This is a genomic window from Streptomyces gilvosporeus (genome assembly GCF_002082195.1).
GTDB lineage: Bacteria > Actinomycetota > Actinomycetes > Streptomycetales > Streptomycetaceae > Streptomyces > Streptomyces gilvosporeus.
Genome location: NZ_CP020569.1, coordinates 1,309,584 through 1,333,464 on the forward strand (window position 1 = coordinate 1,309,584; position 23,881 = coordinate 1,333,464).

Consider the following 23,881-nt stretch of genomic DNA (forward strand, 5'->3'; position numbering starts at 1 on the left):
CACCGGGCGGCGCTGCGGTGGATCTCGCGACCGATGCCCACGAAAGCAGTGCGGGGCCCGCGCACGCACCGCGGGCCCCGCACCGGGAAAGGGAGTTGACGTGCTGTCAGCGAATGGCCGCCCGCGGGTGATGCGCCAAGAGGGATCGATCACGTACACACGGGTGTGGGCCAGGAACTGCCAGGACTACTTGACGAGCTTGCCGATGGCGTTGGCCTCTTCGACCTGACTGGCCAGGAAGTCCCACGACAGGTTGATGTAGCCGCCGTCGCCCCAGTTGCCGCCCCAGGAGTTCTCGACGCGGACACCCTTGTCGTTGTAGCCGACGATGGTGATCTCGTGGCCGCCGAGGACCGGGTCCTCGCTGCCGCCGGGCTGGTAGGAGTAGTCGGCCGCCTGCTGCTGGGTGACGTCCTGGAAGCTCTGGTGCACCGGGAGGGAGATGGCGACCGGCTCGCCGTCGGCGAGCGCCTGCTTCACGTCGGCCTGGATCTGGTTGCCGGTGTGCAGCTTGGTGTGGCCCGACAGCTTCCAGTGCGCGGCATTCTGGCGCTCGGCGTCGGTCGGCTGGCTGGTGAAGTCGAAGTCGCCCTGGGAGTAGTCCGACTTCGAGTCGACACCCTGCGACTCCGCGATGCTGAACGTGTCGTCCGGCGTGCTGCCCTGGTCGTTGCCCTTGGCTATCTGGGCGTACGTGTACATCGGCGCCTGCGGGCCGCCGGATATGCCCTGCTGCTTCTCCTGGATGCTGTAGCCGGAGTAGTCGATGGCCCACGACACGCAGGAGCCCACCTGGCCCTGGTTGCCCGGGTCGATCGCGTACTGGCTCAGGTCCACGCTGTCCGGCACGCTCTTGGGCGCACCGGCCTTGTGCGGCGAGAGGTCCGCGAGGCGGGAGGCGACCGAGGTCTGCGAAGAGAGCGTGCTCACCTTCTTGCCGCCGGACGGCAGCTGCGCGCCGAGGGCGAAGTGGTGGTGGTGCGCCGCGGCGGGGGTGTCGTGCGCGCCCGAAGCCAGGGCGATGCCGCCGGACACGACGGCGAGGGCGCCGCCGGCAGCCACGGCGATGACGGCGCGGGATCTCTTGTTGGTCTTCTTCTTGTGCGAGGGGATCATGTGGGGTGGTTCTCCTCAGGGACGGACGTTGTGTGACCCGATACGAGCCACGGGCCGCCGACCGGGGTCGGCCGACGGAGCTTGGATGGGCGCAATCCCGGGGTAGCGGGGTACGCCTGGGATCCCGCGGTGTCGGGCGCGGGAGTACGGAGTTGCGGAGGCCGGTGCGTCGATGCGCCGGTGCGCGTGCGGAACCGTTGCGAGGGGTGTCGCGGCCGCGGCGGCGGAGGCCGATCCGCCGGGCCCGCGGATCTGCCGTCCTGCTGCCCTGATTCCTTGTCGACACCCCGATGGGGCAAGGGAGTTCAGCGAGCTATCCGGCCGGCGTCAGGCGGTACGGCTGCCCAGCAGTGGGCCGAGAGGCGCGTGGTTATCGCGCGGGGCGGCAGGGCACCGGGACGGCATCAGGGGTGCCCGCGGCCAGGGGCCGGAATGCGGCGGTGGGCGCGCCGGGGTGGTGCGGTCGGGATCCAGGCGAGGTCCGCAACGGAGTCTCCTTGCGTGCGGCAGCAGCCCGTGCCCGGCGGCCGCCAGCAGCGGTCGTGGGGCTCGGGCGGCTCCCATGGGTGTGGGGGGTAAGGAGCCTGATGCGCCGGACTGCCGAATTCGCAGAGTCCATCGACGAATTGCGGTGGAACTTCTGTTCGGCGGGCCGACTTGGGGCAGGAAGTTATGCGGCTCACACCTCGGGCGTCAATGGCTGTGAGTCATGCGGCAGTGCCTGGTTGAGGATCAGTTGAGGCATAGACGAGGCGAATATGCCAAAGGCTCGAAATGCGCCGGTGTGGGGTGGTGAGGGTAGGGATTGTCCGCTCCTGTCGGCGGGGTGGCGCCGGCGGCGTGCGGGGCGGGGTCGGCCGGGAGTTCACCTCCGTGACCAGGTGAGATGCGACCAGAAGGGACCCGTTGGGCGCGATGCGTGCCGCAGTCGGGAGAGGGCGGCATCGAGGGGCGGGACCGGCCCGGGCGAATGTCACGCCGAGCCATGGCGGCGCCCCCTTCTTTTTCTTTTTCTTTTCTCTTTCGTGGGGTTGGGCATGCGGATGACGGGTTCCGATGTGACGTTCGCCGCCAAGACTTTTGCCGCGTAAGGAAGTTGCCGATTTAAGGAACTCCGGCCCGGCGCGACTCGACGATCCGCAACGGGTCTGGCCGCAGCCAACGAATTCCCAAGCCTTCCCCAAAACCGACCCGTGGGCCTGTTAGGTGAGGCTTACCTGCTTTACCGTCTGTGGTCGTCCCCGCACATGCCGACTGGAGCCCCTCATGTCCAGCACGAACATCGCCCTGCTCGGCGCCATCGCCGGCTTCACCATCTATCTGGGCCTGCCGATAGGCCGGCTGCGCACGCCGACCCCGCGTCTGAAGGCCGGGTTGAACGCCGTGGCCATCGGCATTCTGCTGTTCCTGGTGTGGGATGTGCTGACCCATGCCTGGGAGCCGATCGACGAGGGCCTGAGCAAGCATCACTGGGGACCGGTCGTTTCGGGCGGCGCCGTGCTGGTCGCGGGCCTGGGGATCGGGCTGGTGGGGCTGGTGTACTACGACGGCTGGATCGCCCGTCGACGGCAGGCCGCCGCCCAGCGACCCGCCGGTCCGGGGGCCGCGGCGGTGACCGAACTGGCGCCTGCGGTACGCAGCCAGGCCGGTTCGCTCGCGCTGATGATCGCCACCGGGATCGGCCTGCACAACTTCGCCGAGGGGCTGGCGATCGGCAACTCCGCGGCCCAGGGGGAGCTGTCCCTCGCCGTGCTCCTCATCATCGGGTTCGGTCTGCACAACGCCACCGAGGGTTTCGGGATCGTCGCCCCGCTCGCCGCGGAAGGCGAACGTCCCTCCTGGGCGACGCTGCTCCAACTCGGCCTGATCGGTGGCGGCCCCACCTTCCTCGGCACCCTCGTCGGCCAGCACCTGGTCAACGACACCCTGTCCATCGCCTTCCTCGGCCTGGCCGCCGGCTCCATCCTCTACGTTGTGATCGAGCTGCTGGCCGTCGCCCGCAAGACCGGCCTGAAGAACCTCACCACCAGCTGCATCTTCCTCGGCCTGATCCTCGGCTTCGCCACGGACGCGGTGGTCACCGCGGCCGGAGCGTGAGCACGGCAGTCGCCGCGACATGAGGCGTTCGCCGCGCTGTTCCGACCACCCTGCGCGGCATACGTTCACACCTGCCCGTCGGGAGGTTCGATCTCCGCCCAGATCGTCTTCCCGCCGGCATGGTGGCGCGATCCCCAGCGCTCCGCGAGCTGGGCGACGAGGAACAGGCCGCGGCCGCCTTCGTCGAGGGTGCGGGCCCGCCGCAGGTGCGGGGCGCTGCTGCTGCCGTCGGAGACCTCGCAGATGAGCACGGAGGTGCGGATCAGCCGCAGTTGGATGGGCGGCCGGCCGTACCGGATCGCATTGGTGACAAGTTCGCTGACCAGCACCTCGATGGTGAACGCGATGTCGTGCAGGCCCCAGTCCGCCAGCCGGTTCAGGGCCTGGGCGCGGGCACCGGCCACGGCGGCCGGATCGGACGGCACGTCCCAGGTGGCGACCTGGGACGCATCGAGGGCTCCGGTGCGGGCGAGGAGGAGGGCGACATCGTCCGGGGGCTGTACGGGCAGCAGGGTCTGGATCAGGTTGTCGCAGGTGGTCTCCAGCGAGCGGGCGGGCCCTTCCAGGCTCCGGCGCAGCAGCCGGAGGCCGCTGTCGAGGTCGTGGTCGGTGCCTGCGATGAGGCCGTCGGTGTACAGCGCGAGGAGGCTGCCCTGGGGCAGTTCCCACTCGGCCGTCTCGAAGGGCAGACCGCCCACGCCCAGCGGCGGGCCGGGCGGCACGTCGATGAAGTCCGCCACAGCGTCGGGCGTGACCACGGCAGGCGGGGGGTGACCCGCGCTCGCGGCGGTGCAGCGGCGCGAAACCGGGTCGTAGACCATGTACAGGCACGTGGCGATCAGAGCGGTGGGGATGTCGAGGTCGGACTCGGGATCGGACTCGGGAAAGGACTCGGAACCGGATTCGGACTCGGCGGTGGTGTCCTCCTCCGCTGCCAGGTGGGTGACCAAGTCGTCGATGTGGACGAGGAGTTCGTCCGGGGTGAGGTCGACATCGGCCAGGGTCCGTACCGCGGTCCGCAGGCGTCCCATGGTGGCGGAGGCGCGCAGACCGTGGCCCACGACGTCCCCGACGACCAGGGCGACCCGGGCGCCCGACAGCGGGATCACATCGAACCAGTCGCCGCCCACCCCTGCCCGGACGCGGGCCGGAAGGTAGCGGTGGGCGACCTCGATGGCCTCCTGGGCGGGCAGCCGTTGTGGGAGCAGACTGCGTTGCAGGCCCAGCGCGGTGGTGCGTTCGAGGGTGAAGCGGCGGGCGTTGTCGACGGCCACGGCGGCGCGTGCGCCGATCTCCTCGGCGAGGAGCAGGTCATCGGGCTCGAAGGGGTCACGGCGGCGGTGACGGGAGAGGACGGCCACACCGAGGGCGATGCCGCGGGCGCGCAACGGGATGACCATGATCGAGTGAATCCCGAAGTCACCGACCACCGCTGACCGTTCGGGGTCTGCCCCCCGCCACTCCCTGATGGCCTCGTCCAGGGTGCGGTGCAGAGAGGACCGGCCGGTGACCAGACAGCGGACGGGGGGCGTGGACTCCGGGTAGTAGTCCACATCTCCCGGCCGGATCACCGCCTCGGGTACACCGGGGAGGACGGACTGGTGCGCGGCGCGGCGCAGGGCGACGGGGCCCGTGACGGACGGCTTCGGCTCCATCCCGCGGAACAGCGAGTCCAGCAGGTCGATGGTGACGAAGTCGGCGAGCCGGCCCACCGCCAGGTCGGCCATCTCCTGGGCGGTGCGCATCACGTCGAGGGTGCTGCCCACCTGTGTGCTGACGTCGTTGAGCAGGGCGAGCCGCTGCCGTGCCCGGTTCTCTTCGGTGACGTCCAGCGCGATGAGCTGTACGTGTCGCACCAGCCCTGCCTGGGTCTTGAGCGGGGACACGGTGACGGACCAGGTCCTCACGCGTGCTTCCGGCCGGGGTCTGCCGTGCACCTGGAACTGTTCGGGTTCACCCGTCCCGAAGACCCGGCGCATGCCCTCCTCGATCGTCGTGCAGATGTGGGGAGGCAGGATGTCCGTGATCCGCCGCCCCCGCATCTGCTCTTCGGTGAGGCCGAGCTCACGGGCCGCGCCGGCACTCGCTCGTACGGTCCGCAGGTCGGAGTCGTAGATCGCCACGGGCAGATGGCTCTGCGCGAACGCGACTTCCGTCGTCGCTACTTCCGTCGTCGCTTCGTCATTCGTCGCTTCGTCCGTCGTCGCCTCGTCGCGCGGCGTGGCCACGATCAGCCGCTGGGCGTTCCCTGCCGCGTCGTACGACGGATACACGCGCAGCCACACCTCGACGCGCCGCCCGTCCCGGTGCCGGAGCAGCGTCGTCCCGCTCCACCCGTCGAAAGCCGCGAGAAGGCCCTCCGCGCCGTCCGCCTCGTCCACGCCGAGCAAACGCGTCACGAGGCGTCCGATGACCTCCTGACCGGGGTAGCCGAGCAGCCCCTCGGCGCCGGCACTCCATCCCGTGACGATCCCCCGCGCATCGACGACCGCCGTGACCGAAACGACCGGATCCGGGGTCTCGCCGGAGCCAGTACCGGGGGCGGTGGCACCGTGCATGTCCATCCACCGCCCGCCCATAGCGTCCGGATCCTTCGTCGCTCTCCTCCCCTCCCACTTCTACCCGGCTTCGCAGGCGCACGCAGTTCGGGGCCAGGCACCCTACGACCACCCCCGTCAGTTACAGAGAGTGACGCGACGGGCGAGCCGGCCCAGTGCCGCTCGGAACGTCGCCCCGTAGCATGACCTCTCCGGCGCGCACCTCGCTGCGAGGGCGCGACCCGTCTTCGGCAGGAGTGTGACGCTGTGCTGCGCACCATGTTCAAGTCCAAGATCCACCGGGCCACGGTGACCGAGGCCGATCTGCACTACGTGGGGTCGGTCACCATCGATGCCGCGCTGATGGAGGCCGCCGACCTGCTGCCCGGCGAGCTCGTCCACATCGTCGACATCGACAACGGGGCCCGCCTGGAGACCTACGTCATCGAGGGCGAGCGGGGCTCGGGCGTCATCGGTATCAACGGGGCCGCCGCACATCTGGTCCACCCCGGTGACCTGGTCATCCTGATCAGCTACGCGCAGGTGGACGACGCGGAGGCCCGCACGCTACGGCCGAAGGTCGTGCACGTCGACGCGGACAACCGCATCGTGGCCCTCGGCACCGACGCCTCCGAGCCGGTACCCGGCAGCGGTACGGCACGCAGCCCACGGGCCACGGTGATCTGAGCCCCGGCCAGGCCCCGGCCGGTCGACTCAGGTGCCCGGCTCGGCCATCCGGGTGGTGCCCGGCCGTCCGTGTCCATTCCCCGGGTCCGGTGGTGTGACGGCCCGGCGGCCCGGTCCGGGTGGGTGCTGCCGATGCGGCCGTACGGGCCGGGGTTGCCGCCCCTCGGACCGCGGGGTGCAATGAGGCTGCGGCCCGAACGGTCGCAGCCAGCGGCGTAGGCGTCGTCCCTCCCCGCTCGGCCCCGCTAGAGCCGGGGAGGCAGTGATGACGTTTCCTGATCCCGGTGCCCGTCCCGCGGGGCACACCCGCTGGATGCGGCTCGGCCTGGTGTTGGTGCCGACCCTGCTGGTATCCGCGGTACTCCTGGCGACGATCGGCCTGGGCATCCTCCCCGTCTCGCTCGCGGTGTCCGCTCAGTCCCTGGTGCTGTCGGGACAGAACCTCAAGATCTCCGCCGACCGGTTGCAAGGCACCGGGTTCACCCAGTACGTCGGGGTGGACCGGGCGACGAACAAGGCGCACCCGGAGGCCCTCTCGGGCATCGAGTCGGCCGACCTGTACAACCTGTGCCAGTCGGTGGTCATCCACATCCCCGGCGCCGGCCAGGCCACACTGCGCATCGGCGCGGGCGGGGGCAGCAGGCCGGCGCACGCGGACCATCTCGTCGTCCATACCGACGACCTCGCCGGCACCGCGGTGTTCCGGAACATCACCATCGGGCAGGATGCCTCGACTTTCAAAAGCGGCCCCGGCGCCCCGACGGGAACCTTCGGACAGCGGGCCGACGCCGTACGCATCGATCACCTGCGGCAGACGACCCGAGCGGTGAGTGCGGCAACCTTCCGGCTCACGGACCTGCACCTGACCGTGAAGCCCGGAGACAAGTCCTGCCAATGAACGGCCTTCTCCCTCCCCCTGGTCAAGCGGTTCCTGTGCCGCTGCTCAAGCGGATCGCTCCCGCTGGGTCAAGCGGGTGAAAGCGTCCGTCCATTGGGGTCCCCTGCCGCGTCTCTCTGTCACCGGCGGGTCCTCTCGTAGTTGGGGATGCGTACCGCCCGAGACTCTGGTATCGGGGCTGCTCGGCCCGCTGACGGGCCGGCCCCCGCTTGTCTGACGGGGAGAAGGATGACGAGCAACGCCGAAAGTGCCACCCGGACCACCGTGCGCGCACGCATCACGGGTCGCACCCGATGGCGGCGCCTGACTGTGGTCATGGTGCCGACTCTGCTGGTGTCCGCAGCGCTGTGCACCGCGATGGCGCGGGGCGCCCTGGCCGCGTCGTTCGGAGTGTCGACCAACTCATTCACGGTCTCCGGCAGAACCTTCGAGATCGGGGCCAGCACGCTCGCCGGGCGCGGGTTCGTCCAGTTCGGTGTGCTGGACCGCGGCGCGCATGCCACGTACCCGGAAGCGCTGTCCGGCATCCGGTCCGCGGATCTGTACAACCTGTGCCAGTCCGTCGTGCAGGGCGTGCCCATCCTCGGGCCCGTCACCCTGCGGCTGACCTCGGGCAGCAGCAGGGTTCCCGCGCACGCGGACCGGCTCGTCGCGGACAGCCACGACCTGCGGGGCGACGCGCTCTTCCACAACATCAACATCGGTCAGGACGCCGCAACCGTAAGGGGTGTGCCCGGCGTGCGCGGCGCGCCCGGCGGCTTCGGCGAGCAGGCCGACACCGTACGCATCGACCGGCTGCGGCAGCAGACGCGATCGGTGAGTGCGGCGACGTTCCGGCTGCCGGGGCTCCATCTGTCCGTGAGGCTCGGCTCCCATCCGTGTTTCTGATGCTGTGTCAGCTGTGTCAGGTAAACCACCACACTCGGGGAGTTCGACGTGAGTAGTGCGCGGCTGCGCGCGGGAGGTAACGGGAAGACAGAGACTGACGGGCCGCGGCCGGGATGGTGGCACTCCTTCCACGACTGGCGGCGCAGCCGCCCGTTCTGGGCGGGGCTGTGGACGCTATTGGCCGGGATCGAGATCCTCTCCGTCCCGATCGCGCCGTTGCCGATCATGGTGCATGAAGGCATCGCCGGCGTGGCCGGGTCACTCATGGGGATCTTCATGGTGGTCTTGGCGCTCAGCATGTGGCTGGCGCCCGGATACCGGGTGTTCGCGGGCATCGCGACGCTGGTGCTCGCCGTCGCCTCACTCGTACTCTCCAATTTCGGCGGCTTCCTGATCGGTTTTCTGCTGGGCATCACCGGCGGCGCGATGGCGGTGGCCTGGGTGCCGTACGAGCGGGCTCCGGCCCGTCCGCGGATCTGGCCGGACTGGGGCCGCGGGAACGGCTGGGGCCGCCCCGGAGGGTCGGGGGGTTCGGGTTCGGGTGGCCCCGGTGATTCTGGTGACTCTGGTGATCGCGATGGTTCGAGCGGTTCCGGCGGGGCCGATGACGCTGGCGGCTCCGGCGGGTCGGGTGGTTCTGGCGGTTCCGGTGGAACGGGCGGCGGGGGAGGCGGCGCCGGAGGCCGTACGGTCGGCGGCCGACGAGTCCGCGCCAACTCACGTACGCCTCACATGAGTTCGCGCACCCACCGCATGCGGGCGCTCGGTGTGCTGCCGGTCGGGGCCCTGCTGACCGGCGGACTGCAACCCGCCGCGGCGCACCTCCCCCGGATGATGCCGAGCCCGGCCGGTCCCCCCAACGTGCCCGGGGGTACGGCGGACGGCAACGCTCCCCCGCACCTGAGCGTCTGCTCGGTGCTCGACGGGCTGCTGGGTGGGGCAGGACCCACCACGCGCGGCACCGGAAACGGCATCTCGGTGGGCGCCAAGGCGGGCCATGCATCGGACGGCGGGCGTGAGCCCGATCGGCACCCCACGGACCCGGGCGTCACCGTGGACGGGCCGCTGGGCCTGCACGCGTCCGTCGGCCCGCAGCTGCCGAAGCCGCGTACCGAGCCGGACGACGCACACCGGCCCAGACGCGGCCCCGACCCCGCCGAGCCTGCGCCCGCTCCCCCGCGCCCCTCCGGAGCGGGCCTTCTCGGCTCGGTCGCCGATCTGCTCGGCCTGCACGCTCCCCCCAGAGCGTCCGACGTACCCGACGCACGTAACGGGCACGACGCACGCGAGGACCACGACGACCGGCCGACCACCGAGCCCGACCCCGCGACGCCGCGCCCGGCCCCGTCCGTACCGCGCCCGACCCGGCCGGCCGACCCGCCGCAGCGCAACCGGGCCGACCACGCCGCCAAGCCGAACACGTCGAACGCATCGAACACATCGGACACATCGGACACGTCGGACGAGGAGTCGAGCCACTCGGGCGTCGCCTCGGGCAACGTCGTCTCGCCGTCCGTCCTGCGTCTGAACATCCCGCCGCTGCCGTCCGACGGGCGGCTGGACAAGCCCCTGTCGCTGCTTCCCCTGCACATCAAACTGGGCACCCGGTCCGGCCGGGACGAGCACTCGCGCTGGTGTCTTCCGCACCTCTCGATCTCTCTCGGCCTCGGTGTCGATGCCGCCGCGTACCGCGTACGCACCGCCGCCCAGCCGTTCCGGGTCCGCACCCCCCTGCTGGTGCTCACCGGCCTGACGTATCACGGCATCACCGAGGTGCCCACGGCGACCGGCCCCGAGCGGGTGCTGGTCTTCACCGTGTACCAGGTTGATATCGCAAGCCTGCGCCAGACCTCGCCTCTCCTGTCCCCCCGGTGCGGCCGCAACCAGCCCCCGCCGCCCTATCCGCCCTTCTTCGGCCTGCCCGGCCTCCCGTTGCCCCTGCTCGACATGGGCATTCCCGGTATCGGCCATGTGGACCCGTTCGCCCCCGGTCCCTGGCATCCCTGCCAGGGCGAGTTGGAGACGGACGGCGCCCCCTTCGGCACGGCAGTCGCCACCGGTCACCCCGTGGTCCTCCTGACCAAGGTCCTCAGCGGCAACCTCCTCGGCCTGCTCCCCATCACCTTCACCCCGAGCATGCCGCCCCCACTCCCGCCGGGGCTCACCCTTCCCATCCCGATCTTCTTCACCAACGTCACCGCGTACAACCAGTACCTCGGCGCCGACGAGTTGGACGTCCCCGGTCTCCATCAGACGACGTCCCGCTGACTGCGCGGGAATATGGCGATGCCAGGCCGAGTGCGTCCGTGCTAGGTCTTGAGGATGGAACCCCACCTCGTGACGGAAGAGCGACTGCGGGCCGTACTCGACGAGCTGGTCCGCAGGGAACCGCTCTTTCACCGAGCCGAACTCGGAACCACGAGGGCCGATTTCGAGGCCATGACCGCACCGGACTTCTGGGAGACCGGTGCCTCGGGCCGACGCTACAGCCGTGCGTACGTGCTCGACGTCCTGGAAGAACGCCTTAAGACTCCGGCGGCCGAGACGTGGGAGGCATCCGACTTCCACTGTCGGGAACTGGCCGCGGATGTCTATCTGCTGACCTACACCTTGGCCTTCAACGGTCGAAGAACACGCCGCACCACGATCTGGCAGCAGCGCACCGGCCGATGGACGGCCCTCTACCACCAGGGAACCGTCGTGCGGGATTCCTGAGACACCCCCTCAGCGGCCGGCCTCCCCGCCCGTCGCCAGCCGCTCCTTCGCCCATACGAGCCGTCGCAGCCGCCGCCAGTCCATCGGGGGCTTCGCCCGTGGCACGCCGGGGCGGCGGCGGGGTACGCGGACGCGCAGGGCGCGGGGCCGGATCGTGCAGTGGACGGGGGTCGGCAGGGTGAGTGCCTCGCCGTCGACGCCGGCCTGGATTTCGGGTTCGTCGGCGTCGACGACGACCTCGTGTGCGGTCAGCACAGTGAGGCCCGGACCGTGTCTGCCCGCCAGGATTCCGGCCGCCTGCGCCGCGTTGTCGACGGTGATGCCCAGGACCCCGAGGACGCCCGAGTCCAGCTCCTCCCGGCGTCCCAGTCCGGCCGGATCGCCCATGCGGTAGGGGTTGTTGCTGACGAGGACCGCCTGCGGCCCTTCGATGGCCGTGCCCGCGACGCGGACGGTCAGTCTCGGACCGCGCTGGTGGGTCAGCAGGTCCGGCAGCATCTCCAGGGTGGTGTGCACCTTGTCGTTGCGGTAGGCGGGGCTCTGGACGACGGACGCGTAGGTTCCGAAGGACGCATTGTTGACGAAGGCCCGCCCGTTGATGGAGCCGAGGTCGACGCGGAGTTCGACGCCGTCGGTGAGCGCGTCGAGGCAGCTCGACGGATCGTCCCGGTCCAGGCCGAGGTCGAGCGCGAAGTGGTTGCGGGTCCCGGCCGAGATCACCATGAACGGGATGCCGTGTTCGGCGGCCACTGCGGCCACCATGGCCTGTGTGCCGTCCCCGCCCGCGACGCCCAGGAGGTCGGCGCCGTCGTCGACGGCGCCGCGGGCGAGCGCGACCACGTCCTCGTGGTGCGCGGGATCCAGCAGGTGGACCTCGGCGCCGAGTTCCTCGGCCCTTTCCCGCAACCGGAATCGGCCCACTTTCCCCCCGCCCGAGCGGGGATTCATGATCAGGAAGGGGTGCTCCGGCGGAGCCGTGCGAACTCCGGGCAAGCGGGCCCGCCGGGGCTCCTTGCTGAGCGCGGCTCCACCGGCGGAGACGGCCAGTGTCCACAGGCCGAGCGAGACGAGTACCACCCACAGCAGACCGGCCCACACGTAGAGGAGGAGCACCACGATCGGGGCCACCGCGGCCAGGGTGCCCGCCAGCACTCTGAGGAGTCCGCGCCGCGTCAGCGCCCACCAGACGCCCGCCGCCGCGACGGCGAGTCCGGCCACCCCCAGGCCCAGGAGAGCGATGCTCCGGGGCCCGGCACACACCAGCAGGACCACAACCGCCGCGGCTCCGGACGCCAGGGCCAGGACCGCGAACCATCGCTGCGCCGTGCTCGGGCGGGCGCCGGTTTCCGTATCCATGGAGGCTCCTGGCGGTCATGCGGTCCGGGCGGTCCTGGCATCCGTACGGGGCGAGACCCCGCGTGTCACCGCTGCGGCCTCCCGTCTGCCATCCCACCGCCGGTGACGGCGCCTTTCATCACCCTGGGCGGGTGACCGGTGACGGAAGACCCGGTTCCCCGGGGGCGTCGGGGCGCCTCCCGTATGGCGATCATGGTTCGGAAGCCGTGAAGATGGAAGCAGACGTTCACGACGCGAGACACCGTCCGACTCGGCCCGCCGCATCGTCCGGCGACGTGCGGTGACGGGCGTACGGCGGTGCCGGGAGTCCGCATCCGAACGGTGGTGTCCATGCCCCGCAGCTCGGTCTCCGCAGCGGCGAACGGCGGCGGGGAGCCCCGTACCGCCCGTACGCGGACCACCGCCCCGGTTTCCGGCCGCGGCGGCACCGCCGCGCACCGGGGGCCGACCGGCGATCCGCTGCTGGTCGCGAAGTTCTCCGTACCGAGCGTTCCGCGGAGCGTCGTCCGCAGACAGCGGCTGCTGGAGCGGCTCACCGAGGGCGCCGCGGGGCCGCTGACCCTGATCACGGGCGCGGCGGGTACCGGGAAGACCACACTGGCCGCCTCCTGGGTGCGTGAGGGGGCCGCCCCGGGCCCGGTGGCGTGGCTGACGCTCGAGCAGTACGACCGGGCACCCGGGGTGTTCTGGGCCTACGTCCTGGAGGCACTGAGCCGCCACCAGGTCGAGCTGTCCGATGACGTGGGGCAGCCCGGCTCCGCCGAATGCGTCGACCACTCCTTGCTCACGAGGCTCGCGGCCGCTCTGACGCGGCTGTCCCGGCCGCTCGTGCTCGTGCTCGACGGCCTGGAGCAGTTGCCCGTACGGGCGGTGGCATCGGGCCTGGACTTCGTCCTGACCCATGCAGGGCCGCAGCTGCGCCTGGTGCTGATCAGCCGCGTCGACCCGCTGCTTCCGCTGCACCGCTACCGCGCCGACGGCCGGATCCGGGAAATTCGCGGTCCCGACCTCGCGTTCACCCGGCAGGAGGCCACGAGGCTGCTGCGCGGGCACGGCCTGGGGAGCTACGAGACGAGCGTCGATGCCCTCCTTGCGCGCACGGAGGGCTGGGCAGCGGGACTGCGGCTGTGCGCGCTGGAGATGCAACGGGCCGACGACCCGGCCGAGTTCGCCCGGTCGTTCGCCGCTTCCCAGAGCGCCGTCGCCGACTACCTGCTGACGGAGGTGCTCGACGCCCAGCCTGCCGCCACCCGGGAACTGCTGATGTACAGCAGCATTCTCGACCGGGTGCACCCGGACCTGGCGAACGCGCTGACGGGACGCCGGGACGCGGAGTGGATCCTGGCCCAACTCACCCGCGCCCACCTCTTCGTCGAACCGATCAACGGCACGCCGTGGTGCCGTTACCAGCCGCTGTTCGCCGAAGTGCTGCGCATGCACCTGCGCCATCACCGGCCCGGCCTCGAACCCCGGTTGCGGCGCCGTGCGGCGACCTGGCTCGCCGATACCGGGAGGCTCGCCGAGGCGGTGGAACAGGCCGCCGCGGCCGGCGACTGGCAGTGGGCCTGCGCGCGTATGGTGAGCCGCTCGGAGATCGGACAGCTGCTCACCGGCCCCGAGGCACACCGGCTGGAGCGGGCCCTTTCGGGGATGCCCGGCGATCTCGCCGGAGCCGCGCCCGCGCTGGTAGCGGGTGCCTGTGCCCTCGCCCGGTACGACACCGCGGGCTGTCGGGCATGGCTGGACCGGGCCGAAGAGGAGCTGCACAAGCCCGGAGCGCAGCCCGCGGGGGAAGCGCTGCTCGCGCTCCGGCTGCTCCGGCTTTTCACGGAGCCCGCGGATCCCGCGGCGCGGCGCGGCCGGGAGCTCACCGACCAGGTGTTGCGCCAACTGGCCGAAGCACACCCGGAGTTCGAGGCGCTGCGGCGATACGGGCTGGCGTGCGCCCTCCAGCTGAGCGCCCGTCCCGACGACGCCCGGAAGGCGTTCGCCCACGCGGCGGAGGGCTGCACCGGCGAGATGACCGAAGGCGTCCGGCATCGCTGCCTCGGCCGACTGGCCCTGTTGGAGGCCCAGTTCGGGTCGCTGAGCCAGGCCGAGGAGCACGCCCTGCTCGCGCTGGAAATCGCCGGACACCGCTCCGTTCCGCCGACCCGCCGATCCGGGACCGGTCACCTCGCCCTGGCCTCCGTGGCTCTCGAACGAGGCGAACTCCGCGCCGCCCGCCGTCATTTCGACCTCGCATGCCGGGCCCCGGACGCCGGACACGACCCGGTCACCGACACCGAAATCGCCCTCACCCGCTCCCGGCTGGACCTCGCCCACGGCCAGTGGCACGCCGCGCTCACGGCCGTCGCGGCGGCCGGCGCACCTCTGCGGCCCCCTGCACCGTGGTCGGCGCAGCGCGTCGCCCTCGTGCGTGCGACGGCCGAGCTGGCGCGCGGCGAGCCCGGGGCGGCGATCGCCGTCCTGGAGGAGTCCGGCCCCGGCGGCCCGGCGCACACCCTCGCCCTGGCTCGGGCCCGGCTCGCCGCCGGAGACGCCGAACGGGCCCGGGGCCTCCTCGCGTCGCTGGACCGCCGACCGGGCGCGGGCATCGCGGAACGGGTCCGCCTCCGCCTGCTTCAGGCCCGCGCCGCGGTCCTGGCCCAGGACACCGAGGCGGCGTGCCGTCTGCTCCACGATGCGCTGACCGCCGCCCGCCCCGAGAGAATGCGGATGCCCTTCACCGAGGCGGGCCCCTGGGTGTGGCACCTGCTGGAACAGCGGCCCGACCTGGCCGCGGGGCATGCATGGCTGCTCCCCGGTCCCGCGCGCGTCAACGGCGCGTTGCGCACCGGCGGCCGTCCACCGGCGCCCGTGGTGGTGGAGCGGCTGACCGACCGTGAGCGTGAAGTGCTCCAGCGTGCTGCGGAGCTGCTGTCGACGGAGGAGATCGCCGAAGCGATGTATCTGTCGGTCAACACGGTCAAGACGCATCTGCGGAGCATCTACCGCAAGCTCGCGGTCTCCCGCCGCAGTGACGCCGTGCGGTGCGCGCGAGAGCTTCGTCTGCTGCGGCCCGCGGGCGGGGACGGGGAGGTCACCTCGTCCGGGTGATGCGGCCGGGCCCGGTAGCCGTCCAACATCGCAGGGAACGACGCACCGACATCGGGGAGGCGCGCCCATGCGATACGAGTTCCGCGTCACGGGCCGCCTGTCGACGGTGATGGCCGAGGCGTTTCCCGAGCTGGAGAGGGTGCTCGCCCCGGAGCAGACGGTCCTCTTCGGCCAGGTCACGGACGAGGCGCACCTCTACGGGCTGCTCCTCCGCTTCCAGGGCCTGGGCCTGCGGGTTCTTGAGATGCGCCAACTGCCGGAGCCGTGACGGACCCGTCCTGAGCTCCTGAGCACCCTCCGGCACCGCAGGAGCGGGCCGCCCGTTACGGGTGATGCCGTCCGGCCCGGGGCGGGTGACGGTGTCAGCAGGACCTGCGCGAAGGAGCACGCGATGGACTCGTCGTCCCCGGCCGCCCCCGAAGGCGCTCAGGGCCCCCTGAGCGCCGCCGAGCGGGCAGAATACGCGCGTCTACGCCGGGCTGCCGCCGTGCGGCACCGCCGGCTGCGCTACGCCGCCACCTCCGTACTGCTGGTTCTGGCCTTCGTCCTCGCCCCCCTCGGCGTCGTCGCCTCCTGGCTGGACTCCCAGATCGCCAATACCGATCGGTACGTCCAGACCGTGGCGCCCCTCGCACGGAATCCGGCGGTCCAGGACGCCGTGACCAACCGTGTGACGACCAAGGTCGTCAGCTATATCGACACGGCGAAGGTCACCGACGCGCTCAAGCGTGCCCTGCAGAAGACCGGCACCCCACCGGCCGTGGTCGACAAGGCGGATCTGCTCGCCGGCGCGCTGAAATCCGGCGCCACCAGCGCCGTCCACGCGGTGGCGAACAAGGTGGTGACCAGCGACCAGTTCGCGGACGTGTGGAACGCCGCCAACCGCAGGGCGCACGCGGCCGTGGTCAACGTCCTCACCGGAAAGGGCGGCAGCGCCGTCGAGGCCAAGGGGAACACCATCAGCCTCAACATCGGCACCGCGATCGACCAGGTGCAGAAGAAGCTGGTCGACGAGGGCTTCAAGAGGGCCGACAAGATCCCCGACATCAACAAGACCGTCGTGCTGGTGAAGACGGACAAGCTGAACAAGGCCCAGAACGCCATGCGTCTGCTCGGCATCGTCGGCGTCTGGCTTCCCGTGCTGGTCGTCGGGCTGGCGGCGCTGGCCGTATGGTCGGGGCCCTCGCACCGGATCGCCATGATGAGCGCGGCCGCCGGCATCGGAGTGATGATGGTCGTCCTGCTCGTCGCGCTCGCCTTCTCCCGAGCGAAGTACCTGGATTCCGTGGGGCCCAGAGTGCAGTCGCCACAGGCCGCGGCCGCCGTCTACGACGACCTGGTGCGGTTCCTCCAGCAGAGCACCCGCACGGTGCTGGTCCTCTCGGTGATCATCCTGATCGCCGGCTACCTCTACGGGCCCGGGCGCGGCGCCCGCTGGATACGCTCCGTTACCCTCCGCGGCACCGAATGTGCCGGTCGGGGCCTGGCCCGCGGGGGTCTGCGCACGAACGGCCCGGGCCGCTGGCTCGACGGTCACCGTGGCTGGACGACGGGGATCGTCATCGGTGCGGGGGTTCTGGCGCTGTTGCTGTGGAACTTCCCGACCCCGGGCGTGGTGGCCCTGGTTCTCGGGATCGTGGTGTTCGTCCTGCTGCTCCTCGGCATCCTGGCCGCCGGCAGAACGGCGCCGGTGCCCCCGGGACCCGGTCCCGGCCCCCCTGTCGGCGACGGCGGCTGACCGCCCGGTCACCAGGTCGCGCCCTGCACACCGGGCCGATTCCGGGGATCCTGGAGCGGTGGCAGGTCACGGCGCCGAGCATGACGGCAACGAGCATGACGGCAACAAGGGGCCGGAGCCGACCGCGGTCCGGAAGACCGACTACGCCGGCGCGGTCTACGGATCGCTGCTCGCCGCTTCCGTGGTGGCCGGGGCGGGAACCCTCGGTACCTTCCCGCGGCTGGTGCTCGTACTGCTCCTGCTCGGCACCGGATTGGTCTTCTGGGCCGCGCACGTCTACGCCGAGCTCGTCGGGGACCGGCTGATGCATCAGGCCCTGAGCCGGCAGGAGATCCGCCGGGTCTGCGCCGACGAGTGGCCGATCGTCCAGGCGGCCGTCCCGCCGGCCGCCGCCGTGGCGGTGAGTCCCGTCCTGGGGCTCGGGCCGCAGGGGGCGGCGTGGCTGGCGCTGGCCGTCGCGGTCGTCGAGCAGGTGGGGTGGGCCACCGTCGCCGTGGTCCGGGCCCATGCCCCGCGTCGCCTGGTGCTGGCCGCGGGCACGGTCAATCTTCTCCTCGGCCTGATCATCGTGGTACTGAAGGCCGGGCTACAGCACTGACCGCCGCTCGCCGATTCCGACCACCCCCCACCCAGTCGGGCGACGTATCACCACGCAACCGGATAAATAGCCCTCCACCTGCCTATTCTGAGCCGTCATGACAGCCGATCACACACCGTCCGGCACATCGGAACCCGCGGAGGGGCACGCGCCGGGGCGCTGGCGGCCTCTGGTCATCCTCGGCACGGCCCAGTTCCTGATGGTGCTGGACACCTCGGTGATGAACGTATCGATCGGCCAGCTGGTCGAGGACTTCGATACCGAGGTCACCGCGATCCAGGCCGTCATCACCCTCTACACCCTGGTCATGGCCGCTTTCATGATCACGGGAGGGAAGCTCGGCGACATGTTCGGACGCCGGCGCATGTTCGCCCTCGGACTGGTCGTCTACGGCACGGGCTCCGCGCTCACCGCCGTGGCCCCCGTCCTGTGGGTGCTCACACTCGGCTGGTCTGTGATCGAGGGCCTCGGCGCGGCGCTGGTGCTCCCGGCCCTGGCGGCGCTCGTGGCCGGTGCCTACCGCGGCCGGGACCGGGCCGTCGCCTACGGGGTCATCGGTGGGCTGGCGGGGGCGGGCATCGCGGTGGGCCCGCTGCTCGGCGGCTGGCTGACCACGTATCTGACGTGGCGGCTGGTCTTCGCCGGCGAAGTCGTCCTGGTGGTGGCCATGCTCTGCCTCATCCGGTGGGTCGAGGACCACCCGCGGCCGGAGCCGCGGCCCCGGCTCGATGCCGTCGGCGCCGCGCTCTCCGCCGCCGGCCTGGCCATGGTGGTCCTGGGCGTGTTGCAGAGCAGCTCCTGGGGATGGCTGAAACCCCGCAACTCCCCCGTCACCCTCTTCGGCTTCTCCCTCACCCTCTTCGTCATCGCGGCGGGCGCACTCGTCCTGTGGCTGTTCCGGACCTGGGAGCGGCGGCAGGAGAGCCGCGGCCGGAACCCGCTGGTGCGGTTCTCCCTGTTCGCCAACCCGCCGCTGCGCTCCGGCCTGAACATGCTCCTCGCCCAGAACCTCATCCTGCTCGGCCTGTTCTTCACCATCCCCCTCTATTTGCAGGTCGTGCAGGGCCTCAACGCCTTCCAGACCGGTCTGCGGCTGCTGCCGGTGTCGATCACCATGCTGCTGTCCGCCATGAGCGGCCCCCTGATCGGCCGCTTCGCCGGGCCGCGTGCGGTCGTACGGACCGGCCTGCTGGTGCTGTTCATCGCGATCATGTGGCTGCTCGCCACCATCGAGCCCCGTCTTGACGACCTGTCCTTCGCCCTGGCGATGGCCGTGCTGGGACTCGGCATGGGGCTCCTCGCCTCGCAGCTGGGCAACGTGGCGCAGTCCAGCGTCGGCGAGTCCGAACGCAGCGAGGTGGGCGGCCTCCAGTACACCGCCCAGAACCTGGGATCCTCCCTCGGCACCGCCCTCATCGGCGCCATCCTGATCGGCGCCCTGGTATCCGCATTCACCAACGAGATCACCGACCACCCGAAGATCTCCGACCAGGTGCGCGAGCAGGCCGGTATCGCCATGGAAGCCGGGGTCAGCTTCGTGAGCACGGACGAGATCCGCGCCGCGACCGAGCGCGCCTCGCTGCCGCCGGACGAGGCCGACGCGGTCGTCGACGCCTACGCCCAGGCCCAGCTCAACAGCCTCAAGGCCGCCATCCTGACGGCCGCTGCCATCACCTTCGTCAGCCTCGTGTTCACCCGCAACCTCCCGGCGGAACGGCTCACCAGGGCGGCGGCCCGCTGAGGTCCGCGCAAGCGCTCGCTTCACCCACAGAGGGTGATGTTCATGCCCCTGGACGGGCGGAGCCTGGAGAAGCGACCACGAGTGCCAGGAGGAAAGTCATGGGCAACCTGTACTTGGCGTACGACTATCCGGTGCTGGGCGCGTTCTGGACCGTGATGTGGATCTTCCTGTGGATTCTGTGGCTGATGGTGCTCTTCCGCGTCATCGCCGACATCTTCCGTGACCACACGCTGCACGGGTGGGCCAAGGCCGGCTGGCTGTTCTTCGTCATCATCCTTCCCTTCCTGGGCGTCCTGATCTACGTCCTGGTGCGCGGCAAGGACATGGGCAAACGCGAAGCGCAGCTCGCCAGGGAGCAGCAGGAGGCGTTCGACACCTACATCCGGGAAACGGCGGCACCCAGCGGCGGCGCGAGCCACGCGGACGAACTGGTCAAGCTTGCGGACCTCAAGGCAAAGGGCGCCATCTCGGAGGACGAGTTCCAGCGGGCCAAGGAAAAGATCCTGCACTGACGGCCGGTCACGCGGCCCGCACGATGCGCGTGGGCCTCCCCGCCGACGGCCACCGCACCGGTCAGCGTCGATACGTGCCGACCAGCACGCCGCTCGCCAACTCCACGCCCTTCACGGCACGATGGACCGCGTCGACCGTCGGCCTTTCCTGCAAGGGAAGCGACTGCGACACGGCCCACAGGCGGAAGAAGTAGCGGTGCGTCCCGTGCCCCGGGGGAGGCATCGGGCCTCCCCAGCCCACCCGGCCGAATCCATTCGGCCACTCCGTGCCGCCGGGAGGTGACTCTCCCTCCGCCGCACCGGAACTCCGCGGATCGATGCCGGTGACCAGCCAGTGCAGGAACGACCCGCCCGGGGCATCGGGGTCCTCGCAGAGCAGGACCAACTCCGACGTACCGTCCGGCACCGCCGACCAGATCAGCGGTGGCGAGACGTCGTCGCCCTCCCCGGTGTGGCGCCGGGGGATCTCCGCGTGGTCGGCGAACGCCACGCTCCTGAGCTCGATTCCCGTCATACGCCCGGCCTTACCCGCAACGGCCCGGCCGGGACCGGCCCCCGCGGGCAGAACCCCCGATCGGCGCAGTACGCCGGCCGACGAGCCGGGAAGCGACTGACCGGGAAGCGAGAGACGGTACCCACGGGGAGCACCGAATGCCGACGAGAATCCTGCTGGAGGGACGTCCCGGAGCGGGCAAGACGACCGTTGTCCGCCGGTTGGCCGCGCTCCTGCGCGCCCGTGGGGTGGTCGGCTTCACCACGGCGGAGATCCGGCAAGGCGCCGCCCGGGTCGGTTTCGCGCTGGAATCGCTGGAGAGCGGCCGCCGGGCCGTGCTCGCCCATGTCGACATCCCGGGGCCACCGCGGGTGGGCCGGTACGGCGTCGACCTGGGCGTCATGGAGCGGCTCGCGCTGCCTCCGCTCAGGTCGGCGGCGGCGCGTCCGGTTCCCGGGGACCTCGTGCTGATCGACGAGCTCGGGCGTATGGAGCTGGCGTGCACCGGGTTCCAGGACACGGTCCGGCGCCTGTTCGCGGCCGACATCGACATCGTCGCCACGGTGCACGCGAAGAACGACCCGTTCACCGACACGCTCAAGCGGCGCGCCGACATCGAACTGCTCCAGGTGACCCGGGCGAACCGCGACGCCCTCCCCGAGGATCTGGCGGCCCGGCTGGAGCGTCCATGACCGCCTCACCGGGGTGGGGCGCCCGTTCACACCGTGCTGACCGGGGCCGTCAACTCCTCCTGGGATTCCGGCACTACGGCGTGTGCCTGCGTGCTGATGAGATCTCCGGCCTCCAGTGCCCCGCTTCCGGAGAGGTCCACGTGCACGCGTAGGCCGTAGGCGCCCGTCGGATCGAGGTCGGGCACGTCGATGCTGAAGGGGATGCGGCCATGCGGGGCGAGCGGGACGTCCGTCTGGACCTGTGCGGCCACCACGGTGGAGGGGGCATCGGCGAGGGAGACGTCGCGTACCTCCACCAGGACCCTGGCCGCCTCGGTGGCGGGCGCATCGGCGGGCAGGGACACGATGCCCCGGACGGTGTGCGTCATGCCGTACTGCCGGCCATGGACGGCGAACTCGTCGCTCGTTCCGGTCCGTGTTCGTCGATCCGTGCCAGGAGCGCGGCGACCTCCGCGCTGATGGGCAGGCCGGCCCGATGCTCCACGAACAGCCATTGCCCCGCCGGGTTGACCTCGAAGAACATGTACTGCCCGTCCGGACGCCGGCGCAGATCGATGGCGCCGTAGACCAGACCGAGCCGGCGCATGAACCGCAGCAGCGCGTCGGTGAGGGCCGGTGGCAGAGTCACCGGCCGTACCCGGGCTTCGTCGACCACCGTCCTCATGTCGACGGGATAGCTGGTCGCCGAGGCGTCGATCTCGGCGGCGAAGACCCGCTCCCCCACCACCGTCACCCGCAGGTCGGCTCCCGGTACGAACTCCTGGAAAATCACCGGGGCATAGCGGACGGCGTCCAGGTGCTCCAGATCCTCCGGCCGTACGAGCCTGGTTTCCCGCCAGGCGTCCGCATGGGCGAGGAAGGACTTGAAGACCGTGCGCCCGACGCCGACCTCCTGGACGAACCGGCGTGCCCGCTCGGGCTGATTGGTGACCAGGGTGCGCGGCAGCATCAGGCCCACGCGGCGGGCCGTCTCCCACTGGTACGGCTTGTGTTGGGCGATGGCATCGAGCTCCGGTGGGTTGATCCAGGCACAGCCGAGTCCGTGGAACAGTCCGTACAGCGCCTGGTTGGTCTCACTCGCCGCGAAGCCCTGGTCCCGGGCCGTGCGCAGGGTCCGGTCGACGGTGAAGGGACGGACCCGTCGCCACCAGGCGACGCGGCAGTCGGCCAGCGACGCGGACCCGGTGGGCGCGGTGAGGGTGCAGTCCGGCGGCCCGCCGTCGGGATAGTCGAGGTTGATCACGCCCTGGGCGGGAAAGTCCGCCAGGTCGAACCGCACCACTTCCCGGCCGGCTGCCTCCAGTCGGCCCACGACGTCCAGGGTGTGGTCCTCGTCGTAGGAGATGACGAGGATCATCGCATCTGCCCCACGCTTCCACTGCCGACGAGCAGCGGGCCCAGCTGGGTCACGAGGGTCTGGTGACTGGCGGTCACGGCGGCGAGGCCCTGCTGGAGGGAGCCGAGCAGCTGGGTGAGCTGACGTACCTGCTCGACCAGCCCGTCGGACTGCCCGGTCAGCGCGGGCGACTGGTGGGGTGTGGCGAGGACGAAGGGGCTGTCGGCCGGGCTCATCAGCTCCTGGCCCGGGACCTTCATGGCGAAGTCGTGGGCCGGGATCTTCGTGGGAATGTCGTGCGCCGGATTCTTCGTGGGAATGTCGTGGGCCGGGAGCTTCAAGGCGAAGTCGTGGGCCGGATTCTTGGTGAGAATGTCGTGGGCCGGATTCTTCGTGGCGACGTCGTGTACCGGGTCCTTGATGATCTCCTTCCCCTTGACGGGCACGGTCGGGTACAACGCCTGGACACCGGCGAGATCGCCCGGCGACAGCCCCGTCCGCTGTCCCATCACCACACCGGGAGGCAGCGGCTGCTTGGCGGTGATGGTCGGCCGACTGGCGTCGATCGCAAAGGCGTTGGGCGGGTAGTGCATGATCGACCCGTAGTCGTAGGGCCCGATGTCATCGCCGTCGGAAATCTGCTGAAGGAAATTGTGCTGCTGTTCCGGCGCGATGTTGGAGAAGTCGATGGAGATGAACTGGTCGCGGTCCTCCCGGCTCTGCTCATGCCACAGCCCCACCGTGTGACCGATCTCGTGGATGGCGTTTCCGGCGGTGCAGTTGTCGCCCAGCGTGATGAGTTGCATCCCGCCCAGACGGCCGACCCGGGACGAACACCCGCCGCCGGGAACAAAGCGCACGAAGTCGGGGAACAGCGCCGCATTGCCGGCGTTCCGTGGCTCGAAGCGGATCCGGGTGTGGGTTTTCCAGTGGGTGATCGCATCGAATACCCGGTCCTGGTCGGGAAGGGCGGGATCGATCTCGAAGGGGATGGTCGCGTTCGGCCAGCGGAACTGCTGTCCGGTGATCCCGATCGACCGGGGCGTCAGTTCCTGACCGCCTGCGGACGCGGCCTTCGTCACCTCCTCCACGGTGCCGATGACGATGTCTCCCTCGACCACCGCCATACCGTCCACCTCTGCCTACTGCACCCCCTTGCCGAGGAATGTCGCGCCGTCCAGCAACGCGGTCCCGGCAATCGGGCCGGACCGGCATTCTCCGGATCCACTTCCCTGGCTCTTGGTTCTGCGGCCTCCCCCGGTCGCGGCCGTTTTACGGGCGGCGGTGGACTTCCGTGGGGCGGCTTTCTTCGTTCGGCGGGGGGATTCCGACGGCTTGGCGTTCATGGTTAACCTCGTCAAGGGGGAGGCCGGGCGGC

20 protein-coding genes are annotated in these 23,881 nt (G+C 70.8%); 13 read left to right on the plus strand and 7 right to left on the minus strand.

Going from position 1 to position 23,881, the window contains the following annotated elements:
* Positions 1-186: 186 nt before the first annotated feature.
* Positions 187-1,116, minus strand: a complete 930-nt coding sequence (locus B1H19_RS05740; RefSeq protein WP_083103531.1) for a C1 family peptidase — start codon at positions 1,114-1,116, stop codon at positions 187-189.
* Between the two features lie 1,266 nt (positions 1,117-2,382).
* On the opposite strand from B1H19_RS05740, the gene B1H19_RS05745 reads away from it, so the two are divergent.
* Positions 2,383-3,213 (plus strand): ZIP family metal transporter, encoded by an 831-nt coding sequence (locus B1H19_RS05745; RefSeq protein ID WP_083103532.1) that lies wholly within the window; start codon positions 2,383-2,385, stop codon positions 3,211-3,213.
* A 65-nt stretch (positions 3,214-3,278) separates the two neighbouring features.
* Here B1H19_RS05745 and B1H19_RS05750 read toward each other — a convergent pair whose 3' ends face one another.
* Positions 3,279-5,777 carry a SpoIIE family protein phosphatase gene (locus B1H19_RS05750; protein ID WP_083109443.1) on the minus strand — a complete coding sequence of 833 codons (2,499 nt, stop codon included), beginning with the start codon at positions 5,775-5,777 and terminating at the stop codon, positions 3,279-3,281.
* Between the two features lie 240 nt (positions 5,778-6,017).
* Between B1H19_RS05750 and panD the strand changes: the two genes are divergently transcribed.
* The 5 genes from panD to B1H19_RS05780 all read left to right on the plus strand — a co-directional run bounded on the left by panD (position 6,018) and on the right by B1H19_RS05780 (position 10,938).
* On the plus strand, positions 6,018-6,437 hold the full coding sequence (panD, locus tag B1H19_RS05755; RefSeq protein WP_083103533.1) for an aspartate 1-decarboxylase: 420 nt from the start codon (positions 6,018-6,020) through the stop codon (positions 6,435-6,437).
* Positions 6,438-6,702: 265 nt separating this feature from the next.
* The gene (locus tag B1H19_RS05760; RefSeq protein ID WP_083103534.1) at positions 6,703-7,335 is read left to right on the plus strand and encodes a DUF6230 family protein; all 633 of its coding nucleotides are present in this window, start codon (positions 6,703-6,705) and stop codon (positions 7,333-7,335) included.
* 315 nt (positions 7,336-7,650) lie between these two features.
* Positions 7,651-8,223, plus strand: a complete 573-nt coding sequence (locus B1H19_RS05765; RefSeq protein ID WP_203237108.1) for a DUF6230 family protein — start codon at positions 7,651-7,653, stop codon at positions 8,221-8,223.
* 48 nt (positions 8,224-8,271) lie between these two features.
* The gene (locus tag B1H19_RS39200; RefSeq protein WP_203237109.1) at positions 8,272-10,491 is read left to right on the plus strand and encodes a DUF6114 domain-containing protein; all 2,220 of its coding nucleotides are present in this window, start codon (positions 8,272-8,274) and stop codon (positions 10,489-10,491) included.
* A gap of 69 nt (positions 10,492-10,560) precedes the next feature.
* Positions 10,561-10,938: a nuclear transport factor 2 family protein gene (locus B1H19_RS05780; RefSeq protein ID WP_203237110.1), complete on the plus strand. Its 378-nt coding sequence runs from the start codon at positions 10,561-10,563 to the stop codon at positions 10,936-10,938.
* A 9-nt stretch (positions 10,939-10,947) separates the two neighbouring features.
* Here the strand turns inward: B1H19_RS05780 and B1H19_RS05785 are convergent, their stop codons facing one another.
* Positions 10,948-12,294 carry a diacylglycerol/lipid kinase family protein gene (locus B1H19_RS05785; RefSeq protein WP_083103536.1) on the minus strand — a complete coding sequence of 449 codons (1,347 nt, stop codon included), beginning with the start codon at positions 12,292-12,294 and terminating at the stop codon, positions 10,948-10,950.
* 330 nt (positions 12,295-12,624) lie between these two features.
* Between B1H19_RS05785 and B1H19_RS05790 the strand changes: the two genes are divergently transcribed.
* The 6 genes from B1H19_RS05790 to B1H19_RS05815 all read left to right on the plus strand — a co-directional run bounded on the left by B1H19_RS05790 (position 12,625) and on the right by B1H19_RS05815 (position 19,982).
* Positions 12,625-15,393 carry a winged helix-turn-helix domain-containing protein gene (locus B1H19_RS05790; protein WP_083103537.1) on the plus strand — a complete coding sequence of 923 codons (2,769 nt, stop codon included), beginning with the start codon at positions 12,625-12,627 and terminating at the stop codon, positions 15,391-15,393.
* A 67-nt stretch (positions 15,394-15,460) separates the two neighbouring features.
* Entirely contained in the window at positions 15,461-15,661 is a 201-nt protein-coding gene (locus B1H19_RS05795; RefSeq protein ID WP_083103538.1) for a hypothetical protein, read from the plus strand.
* 123 nt (positions 15,662-15,784) lie between these two features.
* Complete coding sequence (locus tag B1H19_RS05800) at positions 15,785-17,131, plus strand: hypothetical protein (RefSeq protein WP_083103539.1); 1,347 nt, start codon at positions 15,785-15,787, stop codon at positions 17,129-17,131.
* A gap of 58 nt (positions 17,132-17,189) precedes the next feature.
* Positions 17,190-17,729, plus strand: coding sequence for a hypothetical protein (locus B1H19_RS05805; RefSeq protein ID WP_107425897.1), 540 nt, complete (start codon positions 17,190-17,192; stop codon positions 17,727-17,729).
* 97 nt (positions 17,730-17,826) lie between these two features.
* Positions 17,827-19,470, plus strand: a complete 1,644-nt coding sequence (locus tag B1H19_RS05810) for an MFS transporter (protein ID WP_083103540.1) — start codon at positions 17,827-17,829, stop codon at positions 19,468-19,470.
* A 98-nt stretch (positions 19,471-19,568) separates the two neighbouring features.
* Positions 19,569-19,982, plus strand: a complete 414-nt coding sequence (locus tag B1H19_RS05815) for an SHOCT domain-containing protein (protein WP_083103541.1) — start codon at positions 19,569-19,571, stop codon at positions 19,980-19,982.
* Positions 19,983-20,043: 61 nt separating this feature from the next.
* Here the strand turns inward: B1H19_RS05815 and B1H19_RS05820 are convergent, their stop codons facing one another.
* Positions 20,044-20,496 carry a YbhB/YbcL family Raf kinase inhibitor-like protein gene (locus B1H19_RS05820; protein ID WP_083103542.1) on the minus strand — a complete coding sequence of 151 codons (453 nt, stop codon included), beginning with the start codon at positions 20,494-20,496 and terminating at the stop codon, positions 20,044-20,046.
* A 137-nt stretch (positions 20,497-20,633) separates the two neighbouring features.
* On the opposite strand from B1H19_RS05820, the gene B1H19_RS05825 reads away from it, so the two are divergent.
* The gene (locus B1H19_RS05825; protein WP_083103543.1) at positions 20,634-21,167 is read left to right on the plus strand and encodes a nucleoside-triphosphatase; all 534 of its coding nucleotides are present in this window, start codon (positions 20,634-20,636) and stop codon (positions 21,165-21,167) included.
* A gap of 26 nt (positions 21,168-21,193) precedes the next feature.
* Here the strand turns inward: B1H19_RS05825 and B1H19_RS05830 are convergent, their stop codons facing one another.
* The 3 genes from B1H19_RS05830 to B1H19_RS05840 are packed head-to-tail and all read right to left on the minus strand — an operon-like array spanning position 21,194 to position 23,630.
* On the minus strand, positions 21,194-21,535 hold the full coding sequence (locus B1H19_RS05830) for a YbaY family lipoprotein (protein WP_083103544.1): 342 nt from the start codon (positions 21,533-21,535) through the stop codon (positions 21,194-21,196).
* Positions 21,532-22,524 (minus strand): MvdC/MvdD family ATP grasp protein, encoded by a 993-nt coding sequence (locus tag B1H19_RS05835; protein ID WP_083103545.1) that lies wholly within the window; start codon positions 22,522-22,524, stop codon positions 21,532-21,534. The genes B1H19_RS05830 and B1H19_RS05835 overlap by 4 nt, the downstream gene beginning before the upstream one ends.
* On the minus strand, positions 22,521-23,630 hold the full coding sequence (locus tag B1H19_RS05840; RefSeq protein ID WP_083103546.1) for a M12 family metallopeptidase: 1,110 nt from the start codon (positions 23,628-23,630) through the stop codon (positions 22,521-22,523). Before B1H19_RS05840 ends, B1H19_RS05835 begins: the two co-directional genes overlap by 4 nt.
* Positions 23,631-23,881 lie beyond the last annotated feature (251 nt).

Bases quoted from the DNA above. Each gene is read 5' to 3' on its own strand.
- B1H19_RS05835 (WP_083103545.1), bottom strand. From the start codon at position 22,524: ATGATCCTCGTCATCTCCTACGACGAGGACCACACCCTGGACGTCGTG.
- B1H19_RS05745 (WP_083103532.1), top strand. From the start codon at position 2,383: ATGTCCAGCACGAACATCGCCCTGCTCGGCGCCATCGCCGGCTTCACC.
- B1H19_RS05840 (WP_083103546.1), bottom strand. From the start codon at position 23,630: ATGGCGGTGGTCGAGGGAGACATCGTCATCGGCACCGTGGAGGAGGTG.
- B1H19_RS05765 (WP_203237108.1), top strand. From the start codon at position 7,651: ATGGTGCCGACTCTGCTGGTGTCCGCAGCGCTGTGCACCGCGATGGCG.
- B1H19_RS05795 (WP_083103538.1), top strand. From the start codon at position 15,461: ATGCGATACGAGTTCCGCGTCACGGGCCGCCTGTCGACGGTGATGGCC.
- B1H19_RS05785 (WP_083103536.1), bottom strand. From the start codon at position 12,294: ATGGATACGGAAACCGGCGCCCGCCCGAGCACGGCGCAGCGATGGTTC.
- B1H19_RS05760 (WP_083103534.1), top strand. From the start codon at position 6,703: ATGACGTTTCCTGATCCCGGTGCCCGTCCCGCGGGGCACACCCGCTGG.
- B1H19_RS05800 (WP_083103539.1), top strand. From the start codon at position 15,785: ATGGACTCGTCGTCCCCGGCCGCCCCCGAAGGCGCTCAGGGCCCCCTG.
- B1H19_RS05810 (WP_083103540.1), top strand. From the start codon at position 17,827: ATGACAGCCGATCACACACCGTCCGGCACATCGGAACCCGCGGAGGGG.
- B1H19_RS05815 (WP_083103541.1), top strand. From the start codon at position 19,569: ATGGGCAACCTGTACTTGGCGTACGACTATCCGGTGCTGGGCGCGTTC.
- B1H19_RS05820 (WP_083103542.1), bottom strand. From the start codon at position 20,496: ATGACGGGAATCGAGCTCAGGAGCGTGGCGTTCGCCGACCACGCGGAG.
- B1H19_RS05750 (WP_083109443.1), bottom strand. From the start codon at position 5,777: ATGGACATGCACGGTGCCACCGCCCCCGGTACTGGCTCCGGCGAGACC.
- B1H19_RS05830 (WP_083103544.1), bottom strand. From the start codon at position 21,535: ATGACGCACACCGTCCGGGGCATCGTGTCCCTGCCCGCCGATGCGCCC.
- B1H19_RS05825 (WP_083103543.1), top strand. From the start codon at position 20,634: ATGCCGACGAGAATCCTGCTGGAGGGACGTCCCGGAGCGGGCAAGACG.
- B1H19_RS05790 (WP_083103537.1), top strand. From the start codon at position 12,625: ATGCCCCGCAGCTCGGTCTCCGCAGCGGCGAACGGCGGCGGGGAGCCC.
- B1H19_RS05740 (WP_083103531.1), bottom strand. From the start codon at position 1,116: ATGATCCCCTCGCACAAGAAGAAGACCAACAAGAGATCCCGCGCCGTC.